This window comes from Uliginosibacterium sediminicola, from assembly GCF_039631295.1.
Taxonomy (GTDB): domain Bacteria; phylum Pseudomonadota; class Gammaproteobacteria; order Burkholderiales; family Rhodocyclaceae; genus Viridibacterium; species Viridibacterium sediminicola.
In genome coordinates, this window is sequence record NZ_JBDIVE010000002.1 from 142,846 (window position 1) to 168,483 (window position 25,638).

The following is a 25,638-nucleotide window of genomic DNA, read 5'->3' on the forward strand; positions in this document are numbered from 1 at the left end:
TCAGGCGTTCATGCCGGCGAACAGGCGGCGCGTGTTCTCGCGTGTCGCCTGAGCCAGCTCGGCGATGTCGATGCCGCGCAAGCGGGCAATCTCGGCGGCCACCTGCGGCACATAGGAAGGTTCGTTCATCTTGCCGCGATAAGGCGTCGGCGCCAGATACGGCGAATCGGTCTCGATCAGCAGGCGATCGAGCGGCACCTGCTGGGCGACGTCCTTGACCTGCTGCGCATTCTTGAAGGTGACGATGCCCGAGATCGAGATGTAGAAGCCGAGTTCCAGCGCCGCGTCGGCGACCGCCTGGGTCTCGGTGAAACAGTGCATCACACCGCCGACCGCCTCTGCATGCTCTTCGCGCAGGATGCGGATGACATCCTCGGCCGAATCACGCGTGTGGATCACCAGCGGCTTGCCACAGGCCCGTGCGGCGCGGATATGCACGCGAAAGCGCTCGCGCTGCCATTCCGGCTTGTCCTTGTGCCAGTAGTAATCGAGACCGGTTTCGCCAATCGCCACCACCTTGGGCTGCGCCGCCAGCTCAAGCAGGCGTTCAAGACTGGGCTCCTCGCCCTCGGTGTGCTCGGGATGCACGCCGACCGTGGCGAAGATGTTGTCGCGTGCAGCAGCCAGCGCGAGCACGCGGCCGATGTTTTCGAGATTGACGCCAATGCACACAGCCTGCATCACCTGCGCCGCCGCCATGCGTTCAAACAAAGCATCGCCCTGCGCGGCGAGATCGGGAAAATCGATGTGACAGTGTGAATCGATGAACATTGGGGAGTCGGGAGTCGGGAGTCGGGAGTCGGGAGTCGTGAGTCGTGAGTCGAGCGTACGCGGATTTCTGCGGCACAAGGCCGCACATGCTACCCCACTCCCCACTCCCCACTCCCGACCAACCACTCCCCACTTTACAAAGTATGCGTCGGCCGGCTCGAGCCCAGCGCGCTGCCCAGTACCTGTTCGATCTTGATGCGCGCCGAGTAGCTGCCTTCGTCGGCGGCGAACTGGATGCCGATGCCCTGGGTTTTGCCGTTCTGCGCATTGGCGGGCGTGATCCACACCACCTTGCCCTTGATGGCGAGCTTGGCCGGGTCGTCCATCAGCTGCAGCAGCATGAACACCTCGTCGCCCGGCTTATAGGCACGCGCCGTGGGGATGAACAGCCCGCCGTTCTTGACGAAGGGCATGTAGGCCGCGTGCAGCGCCGAACGCGAATTGATGTTCAGCGACAGGACGCTTGGGCGGGCAGCAGCGGGACGAGCTTCCATGAATGACCTCGATCAGCAGCGGGCGCCACCGTGGCGCCCTGTAAAGCCGGCCTGAGACGCAGAAGCGGACTCAGGCCTTGTTCAGCGCGCGTGCCACGCGCAGCAAGACATCTTCGAGAAACAGGCGCGCATTGAGCGGATGCTGGGCGACACGGCGATAGGCCAGCAACTCATTGTAACAACTGATCCAGTTTTCGCTGTGGCGGGCGCTCTGCGCCTGCAGGCCGGCCTCGAAATCGCGGAAGAAACGCGCCTTGCCCCCAGCCGCCAGACGCGCGCCATCCGATAGCCAGCGCTGCAACCAGCTGACCAGCAGCAGCAACGAGAGCCCTTGCTTGTCGGCGTCCTTGGCCTTGAGCCAGGTATCCCATTGCGCGGCGAGCTTGAGCGGATCGCTCTTGGGCAGGGCCAGCATGTCCTTGGCAAAGCGCGCCCGCGCCTCGGCCTGCGGCCCCTTGACGAAGGCCAGCGCCGCCAGCGGCAAGCCGCTGGCAAAACCCAGCAGGGCCTCGCTCTCGGCGGCGGTGTGGGCCGCGCCATGTTGCTGCAGCCACTGCGTGGCCAGTTCCGGCGCCGGACGCTCGAAATTCCACACCTGACAACGGCTGCGAATGGTCGGCAAGAGGCGGCGCGGCGCATGGCACACCAGCAGGAACACCGCGTCGATGGCCGGCTCTTCCAGCGATTTGAGCAGGGCATTGGCAGCGGCCGGATTCATCGCCTCGGCCGGGTCGATCAGCACCACGCGGCGCCCGCCCTGATGGCCGCTGACTTCGAGCAGGCTCTGCATCTCGCGTACCTGATCGATGAGAATCTGCTGCGACTTCTTCTTTTCCTTCTTGCCGCTGTCGCTCTCGGCTTCGCCCTCGTCATCCTCGGCCTCATCGGCGGCCGGCACCATGCGATGCATATCGGGGTGATTGGCGGCGGCAAACCAGGTGCAGGCGCCGCAGTGGCCGCAGGCAAAACCACTCGCCGTGCGCTGCTCGCAGAGCAAGGCGCGGGCAAGCTGTTCGGCAAACAGGCGCTTGCCGCTGCCCGGCGCGCCGCACAGCAAGATCGCATGCGGCAAGCTGGCGTCACGTGCAAAAGCGCGCTGCCACAGCGGCATCAGCCAGGGCGGAAAATCTGCAGGCAACTCAGCCAAGGAGCAACTCCAGTCGCGCCAGCACATCGGCGGTGATTTGCTCGGGGCTGCGCGCAGCGTCGATCACCGCGATGCGCCCGGCGCTCTGCTCGGCACGCAGCAGATAGGCGGCGCGCACGCGCTCGAAAAAGTCAGCTTGTTCACGCTCGAAACGGTCGCTCTCGGCGCGGCCCTGCGCCAGTCTTTGCGCGGCCACGGCGGGGGCGACATCGAAGAGGAAGGTCAGATCAGGCTGCAGCGCCGGATGCACCCAGGCTTCCAGCGCGACGAATTTCTCGCTCAGCAAGCCGCGGCCACCGACCTGGTAGGCGTAGGTGGCGTCGCTGAAGCGGTCCGACACCACCCAGGCGCCGCGAGAGAGCGCCGGTTCGATCAGCTGGGCCAGATGCTCGCGGCGGGCGGCGAACATCAGCAAGGCTTCGGTTTCCAGATGCATGCTCTGGTGCAGGACGATCTCGCGCAGGGCCTCGCCCAGCGGCGTGCCGCCGGGTTCGCGGCTGCTCAGCACGTCCAGGCCGGCGGCGCGCAGGCGCTCGAGCACGGCCGCAATCTGCGTGCTCTTGCCGGCACCATCGATGCCTTCAAACGTGATGAAGCGTCCGCGACTCATCCCTTGCCTTTCTGATAACGGCTGACCGCCCGATTGTGCTCTTCAAGCGAGCGCGAAAACTGGCTGCTGCCATCGCCACGGGCGACGAAGTAGAGAAAGTTTGTCGCTTCCGGATGCAGCGCTGCCCGCAAGGCCGCGAGGCCCGGCATGGCAATCGGGGTCGGCGGCAAGCCGCGCCGGGTGTAACTGTTGTAGGGCGTGTCGGTCTGCAGATCACGCCGTGTCAGATTGCCATCGAAATTGCTGCCCAGACCATAGATCACCGTCGGGTCGCTCTGCAAGGGCATGCCGATGCGCAGTCGATTGACGAAGACGGATGCGATCTTGCCACGATCAGCAGAGATGCCGGTCTCCTTTTCGACCATCGAGGCGAGGGTGAGTCCTTCATAAGGCGTTTGCAGCGGCAGATCGGGCGCCCGGCGCGCCCATTCCTGCGCCAGCATCTTCTGCATCTGGCTGGCGGCGCGGCGCAGCACTTCCAGATCGCTGACGCCACGCGCGACGAAATAGGTGTCGGGGAAGAACTGGCCTTCCGCGCTCTCGCCCGGCAAACCCAACTCAGCCAGCACCTGGGCGTCGGACATGCCCAGGGTGTCGTGCTTGAGGTCGGGCATGGCATCGAGGGTGGCGCGCAGACGGCGGAAACTCCAGCCTTCGACGAGGGCGATCTCGGCATAGCTGGTCGAGCCGGCCGACAGCAGTTCGAGCAGATCCCAGGGCGTGATGCCTTGCTCGATGCGGTAATTGCCGGCCTTGATGCTGTGCGCACGCCCGGCCAGACGCGCCATCCATGAGAGGAAGCGCGGCGACACCTCGACGCCCTGCTCTACCACCTGACGCGCCACATCGCGCATCGTGCTGCCATGGGCGATCTCGACATCCAGCACCGCTTCGCGCTGGGCCAGAGGACGTGTGGCATACCAGGCTGCGGTGCCTGTCACAACTGCGACAAACAACACAGCCCAGCGCAAAAATTTGAAAAAGAAGCGGATCATGCGGGAACCAGCAAACGAAAAGATAGCCGAATCAGGCACAGCGCCCAGCTGCAGTTCCGATGCGGCGGGCGTGCATTGCGGCGGCCTATAATAGCCGAAAGCCGCAAACGCCAAGCCCGCTTTACAGGACTTAGCCCGAAGCTTGCTTGATATGTAGTGGCGTAGCCTCGACGGCTTGGATCAATGCTTCATTAGAATCAGACAGGACACCCCCATGCAATCTCCCTGGCTTGTATTTCTCGACCAAATCGGCGCCCGTTTCGAAGAAGGCGTCGCCGGCAGTCTGCACTTTGGCAGCGCGGCCGATGATGTGCGCGCCGCCGCTTCCGGCACGGTGATCGTGCCGCTCACGCACACCGGCCTGCTGCAAGCCGAGGGGGAAGACGCTGCAGTGTTCCTGCACAATCTGCTCTCCAACGACATCAAGAAACTGCCACTGCATGGTGCGCAGTACAGCAGCTTCAACTCGGCCAAGGGCCGCATGCTCGCCAGCTTCACCATCTGGCGCGACAACCAGGGCTATCTGCTGCAACTCTCGGCCGACCTGCTCGCCGCAATCCACAAAAAGCTCGGCATGTTCATCATGCGCTCCAAGCTGCGCCTGCATGATCTGACGCCGAATGTCGCGCTGATCGGCCTCTCCGGTGCCGGTGCCGCCACCGCGCTGGACGCAGCCGGCCTCGCCCTGCCACCCGAGGTGATGACCGTCTCGCAAGGCGGCGTGCAAGTGATCCGCATCGATGCCAGCCGCGTGGTGCTGGCCGTGCCCGTGGCGCAAGCGGCCGACATCTGGAAGAAGCTTGCCGCCAGCGGCGCCCAGCCTGCTGGCACGGCAGCCTGGCAGTGGCTGGACATCCAGGCCGGCATCCCGCTGATTAGCGCCGCCACGCAGGATGAATTCGTCGCCCAGATGCTCAATTTCGAGCTCATCGGCGGCGTCAATTTCCAGAAAGGCTGCTACCCCGGCCAGGAAATCGTCGCCCGCACGCAGTACCTGGGCAAGCTCAAGAAGCGCATGTACCTCGCCCATATCGACGGCGACAGCGCGCCGGCAGCGGGGAGCGATCTGTTCTCGGCGGAATTCGGCGTGCAGTCCTGCGGCAAGCTGCTGGCGGTGACGCCGGCGCCGCAAGGCGGCTTCGACGCGCTGGCGGTGCTGCAGATCGCGGCTTTCGAGTCGGGCAATGTGCATCTGGGCAGCCCCGAAGGTCTGGCCCTGAGCTTCGGCAGCCTGCCCTACACTATCAGCTGATGGCGGACGCCTGCAGCGTCTACATCTACTATCGTGTCGCGGCGGCCCAACAAGCCGCTGCGCGTGAGCGGGTCACGCAGCTCTTCGCCCAGCTCGCCGCGCAAAGCGGCATCCACGGCCGCCTGCTGTGCCGCCGCGATGACGATACGACCTGGATGGAAGTCTATGCAGCGGTCAGCGCGCCGGAAGCCTTCCTCGCGCAGCTCAAAGCCGCTGAAACCACGCTGGCACTGGCCAGCCTGATCGAAGGCGGCCAGCGCCATGTCGAGGTGTTTCAGCCGCGCTGAACCTGTAATGCATAACGCATCGCGCAGTGCGCAATGCCGGCTTCCATGAATACCTCGCTGCACACCTCGAAGCCCAAGGCCGCGTAAAAGCCCTCGGCCGAACACTGTGCGTGCAAGACCACCTCGGCATGGCCACGCGCGCGTGCCGCCTCGATCAGCCCCCGCATCAGCTGCTGGCCCAGACCGCGCCCGCGGCAATCGGCGCGCACGGCAACACGGCCGATATGTCCATCAGGCAGCAGACGCCCGGTGGCCAGCACCGTGCCCGCCTCGTCGCGCAGCACGGCATGCAGGGAGAGGATATCGAATTCATCCTGCTCCAGTTCCGGCGGCACGCCTTGCTCGATGACGAACACCGCACGACGCAGGGCGTAGGCCTCGGCGCCCAGGGTGGCCCAGTCGCCCAGCTGCAAGGACAACTCACTCATTCAATCAACTCCGCAGCAAAGGCGTAACGCAGGCGGTAGCCGGCTTCATCGGCAAGGATGCGCGCATAGCCGCCGACCGGCAGACTGAGCTTGTCGGCGACATGGCCATGCGGCAGACCACTGAAGATCGGCAGGCTCAGCTTGTCCTGCCAGTGGGCGATCACATCGGGCAGGTCATAGCCATTGTCGCGCGCGGTCAGCCGGTATTCGGAGAACTGGCCGAGGACGATGGCACGCTGCGCCTGCAGGATGCCGGCGTGCCACAGCTGGTAGAGCATGCGTTCAAGGCGGAACGGCGTCTCGCCGGCATCTTCGAGGAACAGGATGCCGCCTTCGATACGCGGCAGATGCGGACTGCCGACCAGATGCGTGAGCATGGTCAGATTGCCGCCCCACAGCATGCCGGAGAGCTCGCCCTGCCAGCCTGCCGGCTGCGCCACCGTGATGCTGTCCTCGCGCGCCTCGAACCAGCGCTGGAAATGCTGCAAGGTGAAGGCGCTGGGCTGCTCGACGCCGAAATCGGTCGCCACCATCGGCCCGGCCAGGCTGGCCTGCGCCGTGTGCTGCAGCAGCGCCAGCTGGAAGGCGGTGAAATCGCTATGCCCGACCCACAGCTTGTTGCCGGCTGCCAGGCGCGCGTAATCGAGCCCGTCGAGCAGGCGGCTGATGCCGTAACCGCCGCGCAGGCCCATCACCACATTGACCTCAGGATCTTCGGCCGCACGGTACAGCGCGGCGGCACGGTCGGCATCGCTGGCGGCAAAGCGGCCGACGCGGCCGAGCAGATCCTCCGGCGTATAGCGGCATTCCCAGCCCAGTGCCGCCATCGCCGCCAGCGCCCGCTGCAAAACCTCTGCATCAGGCAGAAAGGCTGAAGGCGCGACGATGGCAATGACCGGCTGGACGAGGACGGGACTCATGGGCCGCAAGCTTACACGCGCACGGCATCCCCTGCACGGCTCGCCGCGATGCGCCGCGAGCGCCGCTTGCGCGCCCAGATCCACACGCCAGTCACGCACAGCATGGCGATGCCAAGACCGCACAGGCTCATGAAGCTCTGCATCGGCAGCCCCCAGCGCGCCGCCATGTGCAAGGTGGTGATCCAGGTCCGGAAGGTATCGCCGGCGGCCGCTCCCGTCGGCAACCAGACCGGGCTTTGCACGCCGCTGCTGGCGTCGATGGTGATGTGGGTGATGCCCCAGCGCTGCGAGACATCGCGATCGGTCTGCACGTAATAGCTGTAGCGGCCGATCAGCGGGTTGTAGATCAGCATGTACTCGCCAAAGATGCGAAAGCCCTGCGCACGGGCGTGCTGCGCCATGCTGTCGCGCGCCATGCTGCGCGCCTGCTCCCAGTCGATCGGCGGGCGCAGCAGCGGCCGCGCCAGACGGGGCGGTGTCTCTTCTGGCTGATACGCCAGCAAGGCCTGCATGCTGGCGTCGTACACCGGGCGCAGATTGAAGGACACACTGCTCCAGGCGATCACGAACAAGGCCGCCCACAGCCACAAGCTGCCCGCACGGTGCAGATCGAAATAGCGCTTGTACTCACCGCCGCGCCAGCGCACCTGCCAGGACTGCCGCCAGCGCTGCCACCAGGGCGTCGCACTCGCGCTGCGCGTGCGTGCCGGAAAGGTGAGAAAAATCGCCGTCACGCAGTCGATGCTCCACAGCAAGGCCACCACGCCGAGCAAGATGGTGCCGGCGCGGCCCAGCGCCAGCGAATCGTGCAGCGCGTAGATGAAGGGCATCAGATTGACCAGGCCTTGCGACAGCGCGCCGAACTTGCGCTCGCCCTGCACCGCGCCGGTGTAGGGATTGACGAAGACTTCGTCATTGGCCAGCTCCGGCGTCTTGCCGGTTTTCGGGTCGGGCAAGGCGTAGAGGCGGAACTTCACGCTGCGCTCCGCCTCCAGCTGCAGCAGCACGCGCGGCACGAAGGTGTGACGGTACTGCGCCTGCACCTGATCACGCAGCTGCAGCGGGTCGAGCATCGCCGCGCCGGGCGCCGGTGGTTTGGCCACGAAGAGCTGCGGGCTGATCAGCGCCTCCAGCTCGTCGTTCCACGCCAGCAAGCTGCCGGTGAGGCTGGCGACGAGCAGGAACAGCGCGATCACCAGCCCGACGTAGCGGTGCATCAGCACCAGGTAGCGACGCATGCTCAGAAGTCCACTTGCATGCCGAGTTTGATGGTGCGCGGCGCGCCTTGCTGCACCGAGCTGCTCTCCGGCGCCGTAACCCAGTAAGCCTTGTCAGCCAGATTGTCGATGTTCAGACGCAGCGTCGTCGGGTAGCCGGCCAGCTCGGTCTCGTAACGCGCGCCCGCATCGAGCAGCGTCACCGAGCCGACGTTCCACTGGTTGTTGGCATCCAGCGGACGCTTGCCGATGTAGCGTGCGCCACCGCTCAGGGTCAGCGGCAGGCCGGCGACGCGGTATTCGACATAGTTGCTCAGCTGGGTGCGTGCCACGCCCTGGATCTTCTTGCCGTCGTAGAGCCCACCGCTGGTCTTGCGCCCGCTCGCATCCAGCCACATGGCGCTGCTGCTGAGCAGCCATTGCGTGCCGAGGCGCTTTTTCAGCGATGCTTCAAGCCCCTTGTAGAGCGCTTCGCCGTCTTGCGAATAGGTCGTGCCGATGGTCATCGTGCGGCCACGCTGCAAGCGGAACAGTGCCGTGCTGGCCGACCAGGTATCACCCTCGGCCTTGAGCCCCACTTCGTGCTGCTTGCTGATCAGCGGCTCGAACACCTCGCCGGCATTGCTCGCCGTCGTCGGCGCGGTGGCGCCTTCCTCGAAGGCTTCGACATAGCTGGCATAGGTCGACAACCAGGGGCGCGGGCGGAACACCACGGCCAGGCTGGGCGTCGTCGCGCTGCGCTTGTAGGCGGCGTATTTGTCTTCCAGACGACCACGTCGCGCACCAAGGATCAGATCCCAGTCCGCGCCCACATGCAGGGTGTCGGACGCGAAGAGTTCGCGCCGCACGATGTTGTCGTACTCGGTACGGGCATCGTGGTAGGACACGTAGGACGAATAGGGATTGTTGAAGTTCTGGATCGAGGCCAGGCTGCCCATCGGCGCATACACCGAGACGGCTGGCGTGTTGAAGCTCAGCGTCTGGGTCCGCGCCACGCCGGCGGTCAGCTCATGACTGACCGGACCGGTGACCAGCTTGCCATTGAGCATGGCTTGCGACTGATCGCTCTCGAAGCGGTTGGCGTAGTTCCAGATGCGCATCGAATAATGCCCCTGGGTGTCGGCATAGATCGCCGGCGCCATGAACTCACGTGCATTGACCGATACGCGATGCGCGAGGCTCAGACGCCAGTCCGGCACAATCGTCCACGCCACATCGCTGCCGAGGCTCTGGTGCATCGAACCATAGCGCGTGAAGCTGGGCGCCAGGCGCTCGCTGCCGTCAATCGGCGAGAGCAGCTGGGCCACCGCCGTATTGGTCGGCACGCCATTGGAGTTGGGCGACAGCGCCCAATAGCCACCAAAGCGTTCATGCTGCGCAAACAAGGCATCGACGCGCCACAGCAGGTCGGGACGAATGCGCCAGTCCGCCGTCAGCGAAGCCGAGCTGCGCTTGGATTTGCCGTCATTGATATAGGTCTCGCCTTCCTCGTGCACCAGATTCAGGCGATAGCCGAAGGCTTTGTCCTCACCGAGACGGCCGCCGAAATCGCCATGCACCAGGCCCAGACCGCTATCCATGACTTGCGTGCTCAGCCGGCGCAGCGGTTCCTCGGTCGGCCGCTTGAGTACGTAGTTGATCACCCCGCCCGGCGCGCCAAAGCCATACAGAAAGCCTCCCGCCCCCTTGAGGATGTCGATGCTCTCGAAATGCTCCAGCGGCAGATCGGCCGCCCGCGAACGCGTCGCCAGGCCATCGATGCGCTGGCCGGTATAGAAGTCCGGCGCAATGCCACGGATCGCAACAGCATTGTTCTCCGAGGTCAGATTGCCATTCGAGAGGCTCACCGAAGCATCGCCCTTGGTCGCGTCGGCCAGCGAGCGCGCCTGCTTGTTCTCGATCAGCTCGCGCGAATAGACCTCGATGCTGAACGGCGTGTCCTGGAGGCTCTTGTCGCCCAGCGCGCCGACCTTGGCCGACTTGACGCTGTAGGCGCGGTCCTCGCTGCCCTCGGCCAGCTGAGCGCGCACCGTCACCGCCGGCAAGCTCGGCTCGCTAGTGCTCTGCGGCCTCAGCACCAGCTTGCGCAAGCTGTAGCTGCCATCGCTGCGCGGTACCAGCTCCAGGCCACTGCCTTCGAGCAGCTTGCTGAGCGCCGCCATGGCGGTAAAACGCCCTTCCAGCGCCGGACTGCGCAGCCCTTCGGCGAGCGCCGGTTCAAACACCAGCGAGATGCCCGCGCCGGCAGCCACCGTCGCCAGCGTGCGCCCCAGCGGCCCGGCCGGCAGCTTGTAGAGCTGTGCTGCGCTGCTTGCCGGCGCTTCAGCCGTGGCGGCGAGTGCTGGCGCGCTCAGCACGCCCAGGCTCATGCCGAACACGAGTGCGGAGATAGCGGCCACCAAGGGTTTGCGGCGAAAGCTGAATTCTTCGATATGCGGGCGCTGGAACATGTGCATCCATCCTTGTACTGAGCAAAAGGTTTAAGTCCCCGAAATGGAGGTTTCATCCCTGTTGCCAGCCGAGCCGCAAAAAAGTGTCAGCGCGCGCACAAATACCGTTCAATTAGGCTATGTGCATGTTTGATACGCTAGCTTTTGACGCAAAGGACGCAAAGGAAAAGCAAAGGTCCACAAAGGAAAACAATTTTGGGTTTCCTGTGTGGACCTTCTGTCTTTCTTCGCGCCCTTTGCGTCGAAAATCCATCGCACCAAAACTGAATACGTCTTAACTGAACTGCATTACAGCGCACGCACACTTTTTTGACTCAGGTTTGCACGCCGCCACGCGGGCGCCAGCTCACCCACAAACCCTGCATCGCCACGCGCACTTCGAGCGGATAGATGCTGCTGAGCATCGCGAAAGTGCGCTCGGTCGCCGCTTCCGAGCCGACCGGAAAAGCACCGCTGACGCGCAGCCCGGCCAGCGCCGCATCGCAGTGGATGAGGCCACGCCGGTAGCGCTCCAGCTCGCTGGCCAGCTCCGCCAGCGTCATCTTGTCGGCCAGCAGCATGCCGTGCGTCCAGGCCGTCGCCGCCACCGCGTCCGAGGCATGCGGGCCGGCCAGCTGCGCGGCCGAGAAATGCACGCGCTGCCCCGCGTGCACGGTCTGCGTCTGGCCCAGCGCCGCCGGCGTCACGCGCACTGCGCCGTCGAGCACATCCAGCCGCGCGTGCGCCTCCAGCACACGCAAGACAAAACGCCCGCCGCGCGCATCGATCCGCCCGTGCCGGGTCTGCAGGCGCAGGGGCTGCCGCCCGGCCTCGACCAGCACTTCGCCGCAGTGCAGCTGCAGCGCGCAATGATCGCTGGCGGGCCGCACATCGATGGCCGAATCGGTATTGAGCAGCAGCTGCCCGCCATCGGCGAGCGCCACGCGCTGCGACTGCCCAACCTGGGTGCGGTAATCGGCAAACCAGCCCGCCTGCTCGCGCACCCGCCACAGCTGCCAGCCCATCGGCAGCGCCGCCAACCCCAGCGCCAGCTTGCCGAGCGTCGCCAGTGCGCGGCCGCGTGAATTGCGCTGCGGCCGGTCCAGCGCCGGCATGGCCAGCTCGACCGGCACCGCGCCCAGCTTGTGCAGCAGCCGCTGCGCACGCTGCCAGGCACGCGCATGGGCCGCGCTGCGCTGGCTCCACTGCAGGCAGGCCTGGCGATCCGCCTCGCTGGCGTCAGCCTCGGCCAGACGCACCAGCCAGTCTGCCGCCTCATCGATGAGACGCGCCTCCACGCCAGCCGATTCCGCAAACGGTGCTGACATGGCTAATCCATCAAGCTCAGGCATTGCACGAAGGCCTGGCGCATGTAGCGCTTGACCGTCGCCAAGGAGATGTCGAGCTGCAGCGCGATGTCCTCATATTTCAGGCCCTCCAGCTGGGAGAGCAGGAAGCAGCGCCGTACCAGGGGCGGCAAGGCCGCCAGCAGGCGATCAAGCTCATTGAGGGTTTCGAGGATCAGATAACGCTCTTCTTCCGAGGGCGCCAGCGGCTCGGGCAAGGCCGCCAGGGCCTCCAGATAGGCGCGTTCGAGATCCTGCCGCTGATACCAATTGACCAGCACACCCTTGGCCACCGTGGTCAGGTAAGCACGCGGCTCATGCAGTGGCTCGGGCAATTGCGCGGCGAGGATGCGCACAAAAGTATCCTGCGCCAGATCCGCCGCCCGCTGCGAACAGCCCAGCCGCTTGCGCAACCAGCCCTGCAACCAGCCATGGTGCTGACTATAGAGCTGCTCGACCGGCAGCAAGTGGCAGACAGTACTCGACACAGCAAGCTTCCCGGAAAACGCTTCGAGCACAGACTCGAACACAAATGCGAACAATTCTCATTTTACAGACCAAAGCCGGGAACTTGCAATGCACGACGGAGTGGCGGGCGAGGCTTTCACTGCGAAAGCAAGCCTTCACCGCAAAGGCGCAAAGGACACGCAAAGGGCCGCGAAGGGTTCAGGCTTGAGAAGCGTTCAGCGTAGAGACAAGGAATGCAAAGGCGCAGAGAAAGCACGGGACAGCGCAAGGCACGAGCCGCAAACCCGGAGGAACGCCTGCCGTCCCCTCGCCCGCTTGCGGGAGAGGGTGGCGCGCTGCGCCGGGAGAGGGCATCGCGGCATATGCATTGCCCGCCTTTTATTTTGCTGCAGCGGGATGCTCGCGAAAGGAAAATCGACCCGCTGTGGGCGGTCGAAAATTAGCAGTAGGGTGCGCATTGCGCACCATTCCAAGAATCAATCCACCGCCGATTCAGATAAAGATGCCGCAAGGGTAAGAACGTAGATTCAGCGTGCGCGGTGCGCACCCTACCTGGCTCGAACGTCGGAAGGCGCTTCGCTTTTCCGACCTACAGCCGTGCATTTAATCATTCCGACTTACGGACTTTGACCCGATCCGCATATGCAGCACAACACTCCTATGGTTTGGATGAACCACCCTGTTGTACCGTAATCAAGCGTTCCACCACACTCAGCTTATCCCTCGCGTGCTGATAGCCTTGATTAGCCGCCAGTGTCAACCACGCCTTGGCTTCCTGCAGATTCACGGGATAACCGCTGTCACCGCTCATGTAGTAGTAACCGATATTGTTCTGCGCATACTTGTAACCAAGCATCGCAGAGGCAGCCTGATCTGCGAAATAGCGAACATTGTCATGCTTCTCTTCACGATAGGTGACCCCGCGCTGAAACAAGGCTTCATAATCATCCTTGTTGACCGACAGCGCCTTATTATAAATTTCGATCGCAAAATCTACCTTGCGGGCTTGCCGCGCGTAGTAGCCTGCATCATGAAGCCAATTCAGATGTTCTGCTTTCGGCGCATGGTTAAACGCCTTTATAAAAAGATCTGCCGCACGGGCCGGATCCTTGTCCAGATCAGCTGCGTCTCGGGCCTGAAAGTACATAATGTAGGCTTCCAGATCAGTCAGCCGATCAGTTGTAATATGCCCATTCTGTCTGGCGCGTTTGGCCAGTTCGTAAAGCGTGCCATAGTTTTTACCCCAACGCGGGGTGTTATAGTCGATATAGATCTCGTAGAGTAGGTACTGATCTGGCTCGACCTCCGTCGCTGCCATCAGAAACTCTTTAGAAAGATCGGAAGAGTCCGAAACCTTGGCGCATTCATTCGTGCGTTGGGGCAAAATTACACGTAATTGAGCACAGGATTCGGCAAAGTACTTTTTATCAGCATTCAGCACAAAACTTCCCACCGGAACCAGAATGCGATAGACCGGGATGAAACGGGGATTTAACGAAAGTGCCTTCAGTCCGGCGGCGTGTGCCATCCTTGCGTATTTGTCCATTTCCGCAAACTGATCCCGTGACACATCTGACGCCCACTTATCGCCACGAATAACCCGTGCAATATTCAGGTACTGTCGCCCCAGAACGTACCAGGCCACGTAAGATTTCGGTCTTTCCTGCGTCCAGGCCTGCAGATCAGGAAGCTGCAACTTGTCCGAGTCCATCGGCACAAGCGCCGCAGCCTGCAACGTAAAATCATCGGCAGAAATTTTATGCTGGCGATAGGCCTCGGCGATCTTTTCTGCAGCCTTTTCAAGCGTATCAAAGTCACGCTTGCCGATCATGACAGAATAAAATGCCCGGTCTTTTCGTATCTGCTGATCAGCCAACACGGCTAGCGTTGGCGTAGGGCTCGTAAGCGCTTCCACAGAGCGAGGCGTGATGTAAACAGCCGCCGCATGAGCAGCCGAAACTAGCCCTTGTAGAAAAACAAGCACAAAAATCATGTATTTCATGACTGCCTCAAGAAAAAAACCTTGTAGGGTGCGCTCCGCACACGTGGAACTCATGTTCAAACTCGCACGGCGTTTTTTGACATATTGACTGACGGATTAATGGAATGGTGCGCAATGCGCACCCTGCATTTTTACCCGGCCCAGCTTCCGGCTCGTCTCAACGAATCGCCATACCAAGCATCAACGCCCCATCATGCCACACCCCACTATGCCCATGGCAAAAACCCGGAATGGATTTTTCACCAAGCTGTGCGGGAAGCGTCTGTGGCGCGCATTTGGCTGATCAGTCGGCCGGCGGACGGTCCTTGTCCATGCAGCGCTTCAGGCTTGCTTTTGCGGGGTGTTTTGTGCATCAAAATGCGGCGGCGCGGGCTGCGCAAAATTTCAACATTGCCTGAAAGCCTTTGTACGCCAAGGGCTTGCGTAGACTGTCCCGACCCTACTCCCAGCCTTGTCCACAGTTTTTGTGGGAAAGATCCTGGCGCACGGTGAGCGGCGCGGGTTTATCCCCAGCGCGGCGCTGAAAAGCGGGTTGGGATGGGGGAAATCGGGATTTTGGGCGGGCTTGCCCAAAAATTGAACAGCGCCGGTTTTTCCTTTCGTGCCAGCGCTTTGCGCCAGCTGTCCCGGCACAACTCACGGGCTTGTCCACATTTTGTGTGGGAAAGTCGAAGCGCGCTTCACTGAGCGCGCCATTCAGCGATGGCGCCGCAATCAGCTTCACTCGCAGCAAAGAGCGCGACTTCAAAAAAACACTGCAACACGGCCTGCGAGGCCTCGGAGCGGGAGTTTGTCGAACACTCGGCCGACACTGGCGGCCCGCCAGCGCCTTCCTTTTTCGGGCGAGAAGAAGGAAGGCGCAACAATGATGCTTATTTCATGGCCAGCGAGTTATTACCCCAACATTGCTCGTACTTCCAGCCGGTCAGCTCTTCAGCAATAGCCCGCGCCTCAGCGGAGGCGTCTTCGATCTTACCGCCTGCTTTAATACGCGCTATTTCCTTGAGCAAAACGGCATGGTTTTTACGATCAAGCTTCATTTGCGTCGTGTAATAAATGCCGCCCAAGGCCAGGCCAATCACGCCGAGAGAAAAAACGCCCACAATGGCTTGCACCGCTGACTCCGGCTGTGCTGCCTGGCCGGAAACGAAGCCATATTGACCCAGCACCCAGCCCATACAAAAAACAATGATAGAGCGTATGATTTTCCCGGCAAAAGTCATCGCGCCCGCATAGATACCCTCACGGCGGCGCCCGGTCAGCACCTCATCCACGTCGGCCAAAAATGTGTAGATCGTCCATGGAATATAATAAACACCGCCGGTACTAAAGCCAAAAATCGCTGTAACCGCATACAAAACGATAAGCGTGACTTGTTGCGACCAGCCCAGAAAATACAGTGAAACATAAGCCATGACCGAGATACAGACAACCATCAAGGCGACACGGTAAGGCTTTGCGAATCCGTATTTAATACAGATCCCAATAAACATGAATGTCGATACAAACTGCAAGATCGAGCTAAAGCTGTTGAGCCCGGCCACGATCTGCTTGTCCTGCCCCAACGCGAAGATGATGAAATAGGTGAACGCGGAGGTAAACAGCCATTCAGCGCCAAAGCCCAGCAGATACATCCCCAAGTGCTTTCGAAATATCTTCAAGCGGAATGTCGAGGCCATATCGATGCTCAGCTTTTTCAGGGCCTGCCACAGGCTCGTCGTAGTCTCCCGCACCACTTCCGATGCCGGCCGCTCCCACGAAGTCAGATAGAGCGCAATCATCGCTACACACATGATTGCCGCGTAGATAACCCCGGTCATCAAAAATGGGATTGGCGAGTCTTTGCTGTAGACCAGAAAGAGCTGCGCAGGGATGAAGGCTCCCAAGAAGTTCGCCGCTTTACCAAACATGGCTTTCGAGCCGGTCAGCTTGGAACGGACCGCGAAATCCGAAGTCATTTCGGCCGCCAGGGTTTCATAGGGCACCATGATTGACGTATAGATCAGCTCGAACAGCGCGTACGTTGTCAGGTAATACCAAAAGCCGAATCCCTGCATCCAGAGAAACGGGTAAAGCAAAACGAGCGGAATCCCCAACAGAATAAAGAAGCGCCGCCGGCCAAAGCGCTGGCCAATACGCGTGTTATAAAAATTGTCACTTATGTAGCCCATCACCGGATTGCTGATCGCATCCAGCACACTCGCGACAGAGAAAATAGCTGCGGCTTGAACAACAGACAGATTACAAAATGTCGTATAAAAATAGATCAGCCATGCACCACTGATCGCCAGAGCTCCACTGCCTAACAAATTCGCGCTGCCATAACCCAGCGTATGCTTAAGTTTTATTTGCTTAGTCATTTTTAATACTATTTTTTAGAGGGAAAACGTTATTTTTAGTGATTGTTTCAATCTCGCGAAAGCTCAGCCTTGAGCCAGCGCAAGAGCGTGGGTATTGCTCAGAACTAAAAAAACAATTGATTAATCACAAGAGCGCCAAAGGCAAAAAAATCAATTGCCGCACATTTAGTGCTTGACTGATTTTGTTTGCCGTACCGACTCGCGCAAAGCTTTTCGACTTTCGCTGCACAGTACGCCCTGGCCCACACAGGTGGCCGATGGCGCGCGGACAAAGGGGCGCCCACTATGCCAAGCCGCGAACGAAAGACAAAATCAAATTTTTTTTGATCCGCCGCGGCCATGAAAACAGCGCGAAGCTTGATATTTGTCATGCTCCGGCAGGTGCGGAGCTTGGTTTCAACAGCGCCCCGACTTCTCCGCGTGCTGGAGATGAAGCGGGTGAAGATCGCGGCCAGCGCGATCAGCAGCGCTTCGCTTGAGATCATGGCCGTGGCTGCCCAAAATTTGCGCATCCATTAAAAATCCATTTCAGACAATCACTTGCAAAGCCTGTCCCGCAGCGCCCCCCAAGCTTATCCACACATTCTGTGGGGAAGATCGCAGCACAGCGGCCGCCAACGAGGGTTTATCCCCAACAGGACGGCGTGAAACGGTGTTGCGTGTGAAAACGGCGATCTTTGGGCGGCTTGCCCAAAAATTGAACAGCGCCTGTTTTTCCTTTCCGGCCAGCGCTTTGCGTAGTCTGTCCCGACGCTACTCCCAGGCTTGTCCACATTTTCTGTGGGAAAGCGGGCGCTGCGCGGGGCGACGGCGGGCTTTATCCCCAGCCAGGCCGCTTGGCAGGCGGTTTTGCGCAACAATGAAGCGATTTTCCAGTGCCCGGCGCGGTCTGCCCAAAATTTGCGCAGTGCGCAAAAAGCCTTTTCTGCCAAACGTTTGCGGAAGCTGTCCCGACGCAACTCCCAGGCTTGTCCACATTTTCTGTGGGAAAGCCGCAATACCCACAGGCGCGGGCGACTCAGGCCAGCAGGGGCTTTTGCCGGCGGGCGGCGAAGAAGCTTGAGAGCAGGCCACCGGCCTCGCTGGCGAGCAGGCCGCCTTCGACGCGGGCGTGGTGGTTGAGGCGCGCTTCGGCATACACATCGAGCACGCTGCCGGCGACACCGGTCTTGGGGTCGGTGGCGCCGAACACGACCCGCGCGATGCGCGCATGCATGATCGCGCCGCTGCACATCAGGCAAGGTTCGAGGGTGACGTAGAGTTCGCAGCCGGGCAGGCGGTAGTTGCCGAGGGTCTTGCCGGCATCGCGCAGGGCCATGACTTCGGCATGCGCCGTGGGGTCGTGGCGCAGGATGGGCTGGTTGAAGCCGCGGCCGACGATCTTGCCTTCCAGCACCACCACCGCGCCCACCGGCACCTCGCCCAGGCTGCCCGCCTCGCGCGCCAGCGCCAGCGCTTCGCGCATGAAAAATTCGTCTTGCTCGCCCATTGCCTAGTCCTATAGGTTTTTATTTTTACAATCGCTAAATCAGCCGGGCCGCCACCCGGAGGAATACCTAGCCAAGCTTCGCATTATCGCTTGTGCGAGCCCCTGACCATATGGCGCGTTGTACTGCGTTGCATCCGGGGACGCCTTACGTATAATAAGAACGATTCTTATTTGCAAAGCAAGCTTCCCGAGCTTGCGAATGAGGCTTCATGTCCGCAGCACCGTCTTCGCTCCTGCAGCAAGAAATCCAGACGCTCTACAGCGAGTATTACGGCTGGCTGCACACATGGCTACGCAAAAAACTGGGCTGTGCACACAATGCCGCCGATCTGGCGCACGACACCTTTGTGCGCATCATCGCCTCGCGCGACGCACTTCTGGGCATCCAGGAACCACGCGCCTATCTCACGACAACAGCCAAACGCTTGATGATTGACCGCGCCCGCCGCCAGCTCATCGAGCAAGCCTATCTTGCCGAGCTGGAGATGCTGGACGTTGCGCTGCATGCCTCGCCCGAAGAGACGCTGATGGCCCTGCAGGCTTTGGAGCAAATCTGTGCAGCACTGGAGCACGTGTCGACCAAGGCACGCGAAGCCTTCGTACTGCATTATCTGGAACAGCAGACACACGCACGCATCGCGGAGCACCTGGCGGTGTCAACACGCATGGTGCAGAAATACCTTGTTCAGGCCTTGTTGCAATGTCGCCAGCAGTGCGCTGCGATGGCTGAACACTAGGCATGAACGCGCGCGCTGTCGAGCCGGATGAGGACGCGATTGCTGCGCAGGCGGCCGAATGGATCGTCATGCTCAGCGCGGATGACCCGGCCGAGCGTGCCGAAGCGCAGGTGGGCTTCAGCACCTGGAAGCAGGCTGATCCACGCCACGCGGCAGCCGCCGCACAACTGGAAGGGCTGATCGGCCAGCTGCAGGCCATGCGCCAGCAAGCCGGCGGCAGCGCCGGCCCGGCACGTGCCGCACTGCATGCCGCGCAAGGCACCAAGCGCAGCCGCAGCAAGCTGCCGCGCGCGCTCGGTCTTCTGCTGCTCATGCTGGCGCCCGCTTATGTCACGCTACAAATCCGTCCTCCCGCGTATTGGCTGGCTGACTTCCACACCGCCACCGGCGAGTGGGCCACGCATACTTTGCAGGACGGCACACGCGTCACACTCAATAGCGCCAGCGCCATCAACCTGCATTACGACGCAGGACAACGCCGCATCGAACTCGTCCAAGGCGAGATTCTTGTCGACGTTGCCAAGGACAGGACACGCCCCTTTGTCGTAGAGACACCTGAGGGGAACATCCGCGCGCTGGGAACACGTTTTGTCGTCGACCGGGAAGAGGACGCAACCCTATTGAGCATGCTCGAATCGAAAGTGCTGGTCCGTACAGCCAGAGAAATCGCTGCACAGCCACTCGGAACGGATGCCAAAACAAACGCCGAGGGACTGCGTGTCAGCGCTGGCGAACGTGTGCGCATGACACCGGAAGCCATCAGTCCCGTTGAAAAAATCAATCCGCGCGAACTTAGCGACGCTTGGCAGAAGCACGAACTCATCGTCAATAACGCGCCACTGAGTCAAGTGCTGGACGCCCTCGCACGTCAACGCCCTGGCTACATTCAGTACAACCGTGCGCAAATCGAAAACATCCGCGTCTCAGCCGTGCTGCCATTGAACGATAGCGAGCGGGCACTGCAACTGCTGCTCAATAATTTTCCTCAGCTACGCATCCGCATGCTCACACGTTACCTGGTGCTGATTGATGCCCCCACCAGGCAATAGCGATTAATTTAGTTTTTTTGGCACTGACTGGTTCCACTTTGTGTTTCTCGCGCGTCAAGGCAGATGAAACCCACAAACAGGAGCCCGAACATGAACATCCACCAACAGCCGACCGCGGCAAGCACCACGCGCCTGCGCCTGAGCCCTCTGGCTGTCGCCTTTCATATCGCCTTTGCCAGTAGCCTGTTCGCCGGCTATGCACCGGAGGCCAGCGCGCAGGGCGCCGCAGCACTTACCCAATATGACATCCCGAGCGGGCCGCTTGCCGAAGCGCTCAATCGCTTTGCGCAACAATCCGGCGTCGCCATCGCCGTCGATGCCAAACAACTGCAAGGCTTGCTTACGCGTGGCCTCAAGGGCCGTTACAGCATTGAAACAGGCTTTGAATCACTGCTACGCGATAGTGGCTTTGCTGCCAGCAAAACGAATGCTGGCTATGTGCTGCGGGCAGTGCCTCGAACGCCTGCCGCCAAGGCGGCGGAACCGGAGCTGCCCGCGGTGACGGTAAGGGCCCGCGCAGAACAGGAAACCGCGACCGGCCCTGTTTCGGGCTACGTCGCCAAACGCAGCGCCACCGGGACCAAGACCGACACACCGATCATCGAAACACCGCAGTCGATCACGGTCATCAGCCGCGAGCAGATGACGACCCAGGCGACGCAGACCGTGGGTGAGGCCCTGCGCTATACCTCTGGCGTACTGGCTGAACAATACGGCGGCACCGACCTGCGCATCGATCAGTTCATGCTGCGCGGCTACTCCAGCAGCATGCCCTATCTAGACGGGCTCACCACCGCCAGCCGCTACACCCTGCTGTCGGAGAACGTCGAGCCTTACGGACTGGAGCGAGTCGAAGTGCTGCGCGGCCCTTCATCGGTTCTTTATGGGCAGAACATCCCCGGCGGACTGGTCAGCCTGCAGAGCAAGCGCCCCACCGATGAGGCTTTTGGTGAAGTCGGCCTGCAGACCGGCAACTACGGCCGGGCAGAAGCCACTTTCGATCTCGGCGGCCCGCTTGGGGAAAGCGGCCAGCTCAGCTACCGCCTCACTGGCCTGACCCGCAACACGGGCACACAAGTGGATGAGGTGGACTCGAAGCGCTACTACCTGGCCCCCTCGCTGACCTGGAAACCCACGGCCAACACCCGTCTGACCGTGCTGGCAAAAATCCAGCGCCAGGAAGACGGCTACTCGACGCAATACCTGCCCGCGAGCACCACACTCAATGCGGGCACCTACGGCCGCGTTCCCACCAGCCTGTTTACCGGCGAGCAAGATCTGAACAAGGTCAATCGCACTCAGCAAAGCCTGGGCTACAGCCTCGAACACAGCCTGAACAGTGCCTGGACGTTCCGCCAGAACCTGCGCTTGTCGCAGACCCGCACCGACATCGGCTACGTCTATGCCGCCGGGCTGGCCACCGGCACCTCCAAACTCAACCGCTACACGCTGGCGGCAGATGCCAAACAGCTCAATCTTGCGGTCGACACCCAGGCGGAAAGCCGATTCCGTCTGGCCAATACCGAACACAAGGCGCTGATCGGCGTGGATTACTTCCGCGCCCACGACCACTGGTCGGAGCAGGATGGGGACGCCACCGCGCTCGACATCCTGAATCCGGTCTATGGCCAAAGCTACACCTTGCCGGAAGTAGATTTCGCAACCGAAGACACGCTCAAGCAGATCGGCCTCTATCTGCAGGATCAGGTTCGCCTTGGCGCCTGGTCATTCACCGGTGGCCTGCGCCGTGATCAGGCCGACACCAAGACCATCAATCTGCTCGCCGCCTCGACCACCAAGCAAACGGACAGGAAACTCACTGGCCGCTTGGGCCTCGTCTATCTCTTTGACAACGGCTTTGCGCCCTACGCCAGCTATTCAACCTCCTTCACCCCGACCATTGGCACCCGTTTCGACGGATCCCCTTTCAAGCCGACCACCGCCCGCCAGGCAGAGCTCGGCCTCAAGTATCAAGCTCCGGACGCGAAGAGCTTCATCACCACCTCGCTGTATCAACTGACCCAGCAAAACGGCCTGACGTCCGACCCCGATCACCTCTACTACTACGTGCAGACCGGAGAGGTCCAAGTGCGCGGCGCAGAAGTTTCCAGCACCGTCGAACTGCGCCGTGGCCTGTCGGCCATCGCGGCCTACACCCTCATGGATGCCGAAATCACGAAGAGCAATGACGGCTACACCGGCAAAACGCCCAAAGATGTACCACGCCAGATGGCCAGCCTCTGGTTGGACCAAAAATTCGGCAGCACATGGAAGGGCATGCAAGCCGGCGCGGGCATCCGCTATATCGGTTACCGCTATGGCAGCAATGACAATAGCTTGCGCATCCCGGCCAATACCTTCGTCGATGCGATGCTCGGCTACACGCTTGGCCAATGGAGCTTCGCCCTCAACGTTCGCAACCTGTTCGACAAGGTCACGGTTGCCACCTGCGACAGCAGTAGCCGTTGCGTCTATGGCTTGCGTCGCTCGGTGATCGCCTCCAGCAACTATCGCTGGTAAGCATCCATGCATCCAGATTCCCGCCCCGGAGAGCGGCGCCTGCGCCGCTGGTTCGCCCTGCACAGCTGGAGCTCGCTGCTGTGCACCCTGTTCTTGTTTGGCGCTTGCCTCACCGGGCTGCCACTGGTGTTTGCCGACGAACTCGGAGACGCACTCATACCCATGGCGGCTTACGCCGAGCTGCCGCAAGACACGCCGCGAATCAGTCTGGACCGCATCACCCAGTCGGCACGGCAGGCTTTTCCAAAGGATCTGATCACCGGCATCTTCTTGGATCCGGACGCACCCCAGATCCGGGTCTATATGGCACCTTCATGGGAACTTTCGGAAGATCCGCAGCACATGCACTGGCTCGCCTTCGACGCCCGCACGGGCAGCCTGCTGGGCGAATCCGCCAACTCGCCGGCATGGCTGCCCAAGTTCAATCAAAGCCTGTTTGCCCTGCATACCGGTCTGTTCGCAGGTTTGCCCGGGGCGCTCGTGTTCGGTGCAATGGGACTGCTGTTCGTCCTCGCCATCATCTCCGGCGTCGTGCTCTACGGCCCTTACATGCGCAAACTGGAATTCGGCACCGTGCGCAGCGGGAAATCCCGCCGCCTGAAATGGTTGGATCTCCACAACCTGCTGGGCATCGCCACGGTGGTCTGGGCACTGGTGGTCGGGCTCACCGGCGCCCTGAACGAGCTGACCACCCCCTTGTTCGCACTGTGGCAGCGTACGGATGTGCAGGCAGTCATCGCGCCCTGGCGGGGCAAAGTACCGCCCTCACCCGATGAAATGGGCTCGCTGCAGGCTGCGCTGCAAAAAGTGCTCGCCGCACAGCCGGGCATGATCGTCACCGGTATCGACTTTCCGGGCAGCCGCTATGGCAGCTCGCACCACTACGTGCTGTGGGCCAGGGGCAATAGCGCGCTGACCTCCCGGCTACTCAGCCCGGCACTGGTGGATGCACGCAGCGGCGAACTCAATGCAATCGTGACCATGCCCTGGTATCTGCGCATGATCGAAGTTTCGCGCCCGCTTCATTTCGGGGACTACGCCGGGCTACCGCTCAAGATCGTCTGGGGCTTGCTTGATCTCATCACCCTCGTGGTGCTGGGCAGCGGGCTGTATCTTTGGATCACGCGCCGTCACACCCACAAGGCGCGGCTCGCGCACATCCTGGCTGCCCACGAGGCGCTGGAAAAACAGGAGTCATCCGCATGAGCGCCGCGCAAAAACCTCGCAATAGCCTGCTTCGCGTCTGGGCGATGCCGGTGCTACTCGCCGCGCTCACCCTCTTCGGTCTGCTCGCCGCATTGCTGGGCAGCGGTGCATGGCATGTCTTGTCGTGGGTCTCCCTGTGTCTGCCACTGCTGATCGTGCTGCGATACCTCCTCTAAACTCGACAAGCCCTCACGAGACGCCCTGCAACGGGCCATCAGGATTTGACGCCAAGCGCCCATCAGCCTGACAATAAGAATCATTCTCAATGGCAAGCCAGGCCTTCAGATAGCCAGCCAGTGATTCCTGTTCTTCCGGAGGCTTCCCGTGAGCGCTATCGCTTCATCCCACCCCGTCGCCGAACTCTATGTCGAGCACCACAGCTGGCTGCAGGGCTGGCTGCGGCGCAAGCTGGGTTGTACGCATCGCGCCGCCGATCTCGCCCACGACACCTTCCTGCGCCTGATCAATCGTGAGGAGCCGGTCGCCATCCAGGAGCCGCGTGCCTTTCTGACGACGGTCGCGCAGCGCGTGCTGGCCAACCACTGGCGGCGCGAATATCTGGAGCAGGCCTATCTTGCCGCCCTGGCCTTGCAGCCGGAAGCGCTGGCGCCGTCGCCGGAGGAGCGCCAGATCATCCTCGCGACGCTGAGCGAGATCGACGCCCTGCTCGCCACCTTGCCGGACGAGGTCCGCCGCGTCTTCCTGCGCTCACAGCTCGATGGCCGCAAGCAGGGCGAGATCGCCGCCGAACTGGGTATTTCGGTCACCACCGTCAAGCGCCATCTGCGGCGCGCCGGCGCGCTGTGCTACTTCGCGCTTGATGTGGCCTGAGATGAACAGCGCCCTGCCGCGTTCGCCGACCGTGGACATCGCCCCGGACATCGCCGCCCAGGCCGTGGACTGGTTGTTCGAGCTGCAGGAGGCGGGCGATGCCGAGGCGCCGAGGCGCGCCTTCGCCGACTGGCTGGCCGCGCATCCCGAACACCGTCGCGCCTGGGACCACATCCAGCGCGTCAATGGCCGCCTGCAGCAAGTCGCCGAACACGCACCGCCGGTACGCCAGGCCCTGCTCGGCGGCCCGCGCCGCCAGCGCCGCGAGCTGCTGATCGCACTGCTGACGGCGGGCGCCAGCGGCGGGTTATGGTTGAACAGTGCTTCCGGCCGCCAAAGCACCGGCTGGCTGGCCGACCTGCGCACCGGCGTCGGCGAACGGCGCACGCTGAATCTGGCCGATGGCAGCGAACTCTCGCTCAACAGCGACAGCGCGGTCGACCTGCAGTTCGATGCAACACGCCGCCAGCTGACCCTGCAGCGCGGCGAGATCCTGATCCGCACCGGCCACGACGCGCAGGCGCGCCCCTTCCTCGTCCGCACCCCTTACGGCGTGCTGCGCCCGCTCGGCACGCGTTTCGCGGTGCGCCTGCTGGCAGATGCCGGCCAGCTCGCCGTGTTCGAGGGCGCCGTTGCCATCCAGACCGGCGACGACACGGCCACTCGGCAGGTGTTGCACGCCGGCGAACAGAGCCGCTTTGCGCCCGGCCTGGCTGTGGTGCCGCGCGCGGCCGATGAAAACGCCGTCGCCTGGCGCGAGGGCATGCTGGTCGCCAGCGGCATGCCGCTCGCCGGATTCCTCGCCGAGCTCAGCCGCCACCGCTACGGCCGCCTCGCCTGCGCGCCGGAAATCGCCCATCTGCAGGTTTCCGGCAGCTATCCGCTGGCCGACACCGAACGCATTCTCGACGCGCTGTGCGCCAGCCTGCCGGTGCGCATCGACGCCCTCACCCGCTACTGGGTCACGCTGCGCCCCGCCGCCTGATCGACAGATCGACAGATCGACAGATCGACAGATCGACAGATCGACAGATCGACAGATCGCGGGCGAAAAATGGTCTACTTTTTTTTCTCGTGGGA

24 protein-coding genes are annotated in these 25,638 nt (G+C 62.1%); 9 read left to right on the forward strand and 15 right to left on the reverse strand.

Annotated elements, in window-relative coordinates; all coding sequences use genetic code 11:
* From ABDB84_RS04455 to mltG, 5 genes are all read right to left on the reverse strand, one after another.
* Positions 1-771 (reverse strand): TatD family hydrolase, encoded by a 771-nt coding sequence (locus tag ABDB84_RS04455; protein WP_345918486.1) that lies wholly within the window; start codon positions 769-771, stop codon positions 1-3.
* A 134-nt stretch (positions 772-905) separates the two neighbouring features.
* Positions 906-1,265 carry a PilZ domain-containing protein gene (locus ABDB84_RS04460; RefSeq protein ID WP_345918487.1) on the reverse strand — a complete coding sequence of 120 codons (360 nt, stop codon included), beginning with the start codon at positions 1,263-1,265 and terminating at the stop codon, positions 906-908.
* Between the two features lie 70 nt (positions 1,266-1,335).
* Entirely contained in the window at positions 1,336-2,412 is a 1,077-nt protein-coding gene (gene holB / locus ABDB84_RS04465; RefSeq protein WP_345918488.1) for a DNA polymerase III subunit delta', read from the reverse strand.
* A complete protein-coding gene (tmk, locus tag ABDB84_RS04470; RefSeq protein WP_345918489.1) occupies positions 2,405-3,022 on the reverse strand; it encodes a dTMP kinase in 618 nt (205 codons plus the stop codon). Before tmk ends, holB begins: the two co-directional genes overlap by 8 nt.
* Positions 3,019-3,963 (reverse strand): endolytic transglycosylase MltG, encoded by a 945-nt coding sequence (mltG, locus tag ABDB84_RS04475; RefSeq protein WP_428715068.1) that lies wholly within the window; start codon positions 3,961-3,963, stop codon positions 3,019-3,021. Before mltG ends, tmk begins: the two co-directional genes overlap by 4 nt.
* 268 nt (positions 3,964-4,231) lie before the next feature.
* Here mltG and ygfZ point away from each other — a divergent pair, with 268 nt between their 5' ends.
* Together ygfZ and ABDB84_RS04485 are read left to right on the forward strand one after the other, a co-directional pair.
* Positions 4,232-5,269, forward strand: a complete 1,038-nt coding sequence (ygfZ, locus tag ABDB84_RS04480; protein ID WP_345918491.1) for a CAF17-like 4Fe-4S cluster assembly/insertion protein YgfZ — start codon at positions 4,232-4,234, stop codon at positions 5,267-5,269.
* On the forward strand, positions 5,269-5,556 hold the full coding sequence (locus ABDB84_RS04485) for a DUF4936 family protein (protein ID WP_345918492.1): 288 nt from the start codon (positions 5,269-5,271) through the stop codon (positions 5,554-5,556). Before ygfZ ends, ABDB84_RS04485 begins: the two co-directional genes overlap by 1 nt.
* On the opposite strand, the gene ABDB84_RS04490 is transcribed toward ABDB84_RS04485, so the two are convergent.
* The 10 genes from ABDB84_RS04490 to tadA form a co-directional block, all read right to left on the reverse strand.
* Positions 5,544-5,984, reverse strand: coding sequence for a GNAT family N-acetyltransferase (locus ABDB84_RS04490; protein ID WP_345918493.1), 441 nt, complete (start codon positions 5,982-5,984; stop codon positions 5,544-5,546). The genes ABDB84_RS04485 and ABDB84_RS04490 overlap by 13 nt on opposite strands.
* The gene (locus ABDB84_RS04495; RefSeq protein WP_345918494.1) at positions 5,981-6,904 is read right to left on the reverse strand and encodes an LD-carboxypeptidase; all 924 of its coding nucleotides are present in this window, start codon (positions 6,902-6,904) and stop codon (positions 5,981-5,983) included. The genes ABDB84_RS04490 and ABDB84_RS04495 overlap by 4 nt, the downstream gene beginning before the upstream one ends.
* 11 nt (positions 6,905-6,915) lie before the next feature.
* Positions 6,916-8,142 (reverse strand): PepSY-associated TM helix domain-containing protein, encoded by a 1,227-nt coding sequence (locus ABDB84_RS04500; RefSeq protein WP_345918495.1) that lies wholly within the window; start codon positions 8,140-8,142, stop codon positions 6,916-6,918.
* Positions 8,143-8,144: 2 nt separating this feature from the next.
* Positions 8,145-10,571 (reverse strand): TonB-dependent siderophore receptor, encoded by a 2,427-nt coding sequence (locus tag ABDB84_RS04505; RefSeq protein WP_345918496.1) that lies wholly within the window; start codon positions 10,569-10,571, stop codon positions 8,145-8,147.
* 314 nt (positions 10,572-10,885) lie between these two features.
* Entirely contained in the window at positions 10,886-11,878 is a 993-nt protein-coding gene (locus ABDB84_RS04510) for a FecR domain-containing protein (protein ID WP_345918497.1), read from the reverse strand.
* 2 nt (positions 11,879-11,880) lie between these two features.
* Positions 11,881-12,384, reverse strand: coding sequence for a sigma-70 family RNA polymerase sigma factor (locus ABDB84_RS04515; RefSeq protein WP_345918498.1), 504 nt, complete (start codon positions 12,382-12,384; stop codon positions 11,881-11,883).
* A 638-nt stretch (positions 12,385-13,022) separates the two neighbouring features.
* Entirely contained in the window at positions 13,023-14,366 is a 1,344-nt protein-coding gene (locus tag ABDB84_RS04520) for a DUF4034 domain-containing protein (protein ID WP_345918499.1), read from the reverse strand.
* A gap of 872 nt (positions 14,367-15,238) precedes the next feature.
* Positions 15,239-16,726, reverse strand: a complete 1,488-nt coding sequence (locus ABDB84_RS04525; RefSeq protein WP_345918500.1) for an MFS transporter — start codon at positions 16,724-16,726, stop codon at positions 15,239-15,241.
* A 104-nt stretch (positions 16,727-16,830) separates the two neighbouring features.
* Complete coding sequence (locus ABDB84_RS04530) at positions 16,831-17,211, reverse strand: hypothetical protein (RefSeq protein ID WP_345918501.1); 381 nt, start codon at positions 17,209-17,211, stop codon at positions 16,831-16,833.
* A 533-nt stretch (positions 17,212-17,744) separates the two neighbouring features.
* Positions 17,745-18,215, reverse strand: coding sequence for a tRNA adenosine(34) deaminase TadA (gene tadA / locus ABDB84_RS04535; RefSeq protein ID WP_345918502.1), 471 nt, complete (start codon positions 18,213-18,215; stop codon positions 17,745-17,747).
* A gap of 209 nt (positions 18,216-18,424) precedes the next feature.
* Here tadA and ABDB84_RS04540 point away from each other — a divergent pair, with 209 nt between their 5' ends.
* The 7 genes from ABDB84_RS04540 (at position 18,425) to ABDB84_RS04570 (ending at position 25,543) form a co-directional block, all read left to right on the forward strand.
* On the forward strand, positions 18,425-18,952 hold the full coding sequence (locus ABDB84_RS04540; protein ID WP_345918503.1) for a sigma-70 family RNA polymerase sigma factor: 528 nt from the start codon (positions 18,425-18,427) through the stop codon (positions 18,950-18,952).
* Positions 18,953-18,954: 2 nt separating this feature from the next.
* A complete protein-coding gene (locus ABDB84_RS04545) occupies positions 18,955-20,001 on the forward strand; it encodes a FecR family protein (protein ID WP_345918504.1) in 1,047 nt (348 codons plus the stop codon).
* Between the two features lie 90 nt (positions 20,002-20,091).
* The gene (locus ABDB84_RS04550) at positions 20,092-22,521 is read left to right on the forward strand and encodes a TonB-dependent siderophore receptor (protein ID WP_345918505.1); all 2,430 of its coding nucleotides are present in this window, start codon (positions 20,092-20,094) and stop codon (positions 22,519-22,521) included.
* Between the two features lie 6 nt (positions 22,522-22,527).
* Entirely contained in the window at positions 22,528-23,727 is a 1,200-nt protein-coding gene (locus ABDB84_RS04555) for a PepSY-associated TM helix domain-containing protein (protein WP_345918506.1), read from the forward strand.
* Positions 23,724-23,903: a hypothetical protein gene (locus tag ABDB84_RS04560; RefSeq protein ID WP_345918507.1), complete on the forward strand. Its 180-nt coding sequence runs from the start codon at positions 23,724-23,726 to the stop codon at positions 23,901-23,903. The genes ABDB84_RS04555 and ABDB84_RS04560 overlap by 4 nt, the downstream gene beginning before the upstream one ends.
* 148 nt (positions 23,904-24,051) lie before the next feature.
* A complete protein-coding gene (locus ABDB84_RS04565) occupies positions 24,052-24,558 on the forward strand; it encodes a sigma-70 family RNA polymerase sigma factor (RefSeq protein WP_428715069.1) in 507 nt (168 codons plus the stop codon).
* A 1-nt stretch (position 24,559) separates the two neighbouring features.
* Positions 24,560-25,543, forward strand: a complete 984-nt coding sequence (locus ABDB84_RS04570; RefSeq protein WP_345918508.1) for a FecR domain-containing protein — start codon at positions 24,560-24,562, stop codon at positions 25,541-25,543.
* The last annotated feature ends 95 nt before the right edge of the window (positions 25,544-25,638 follow it).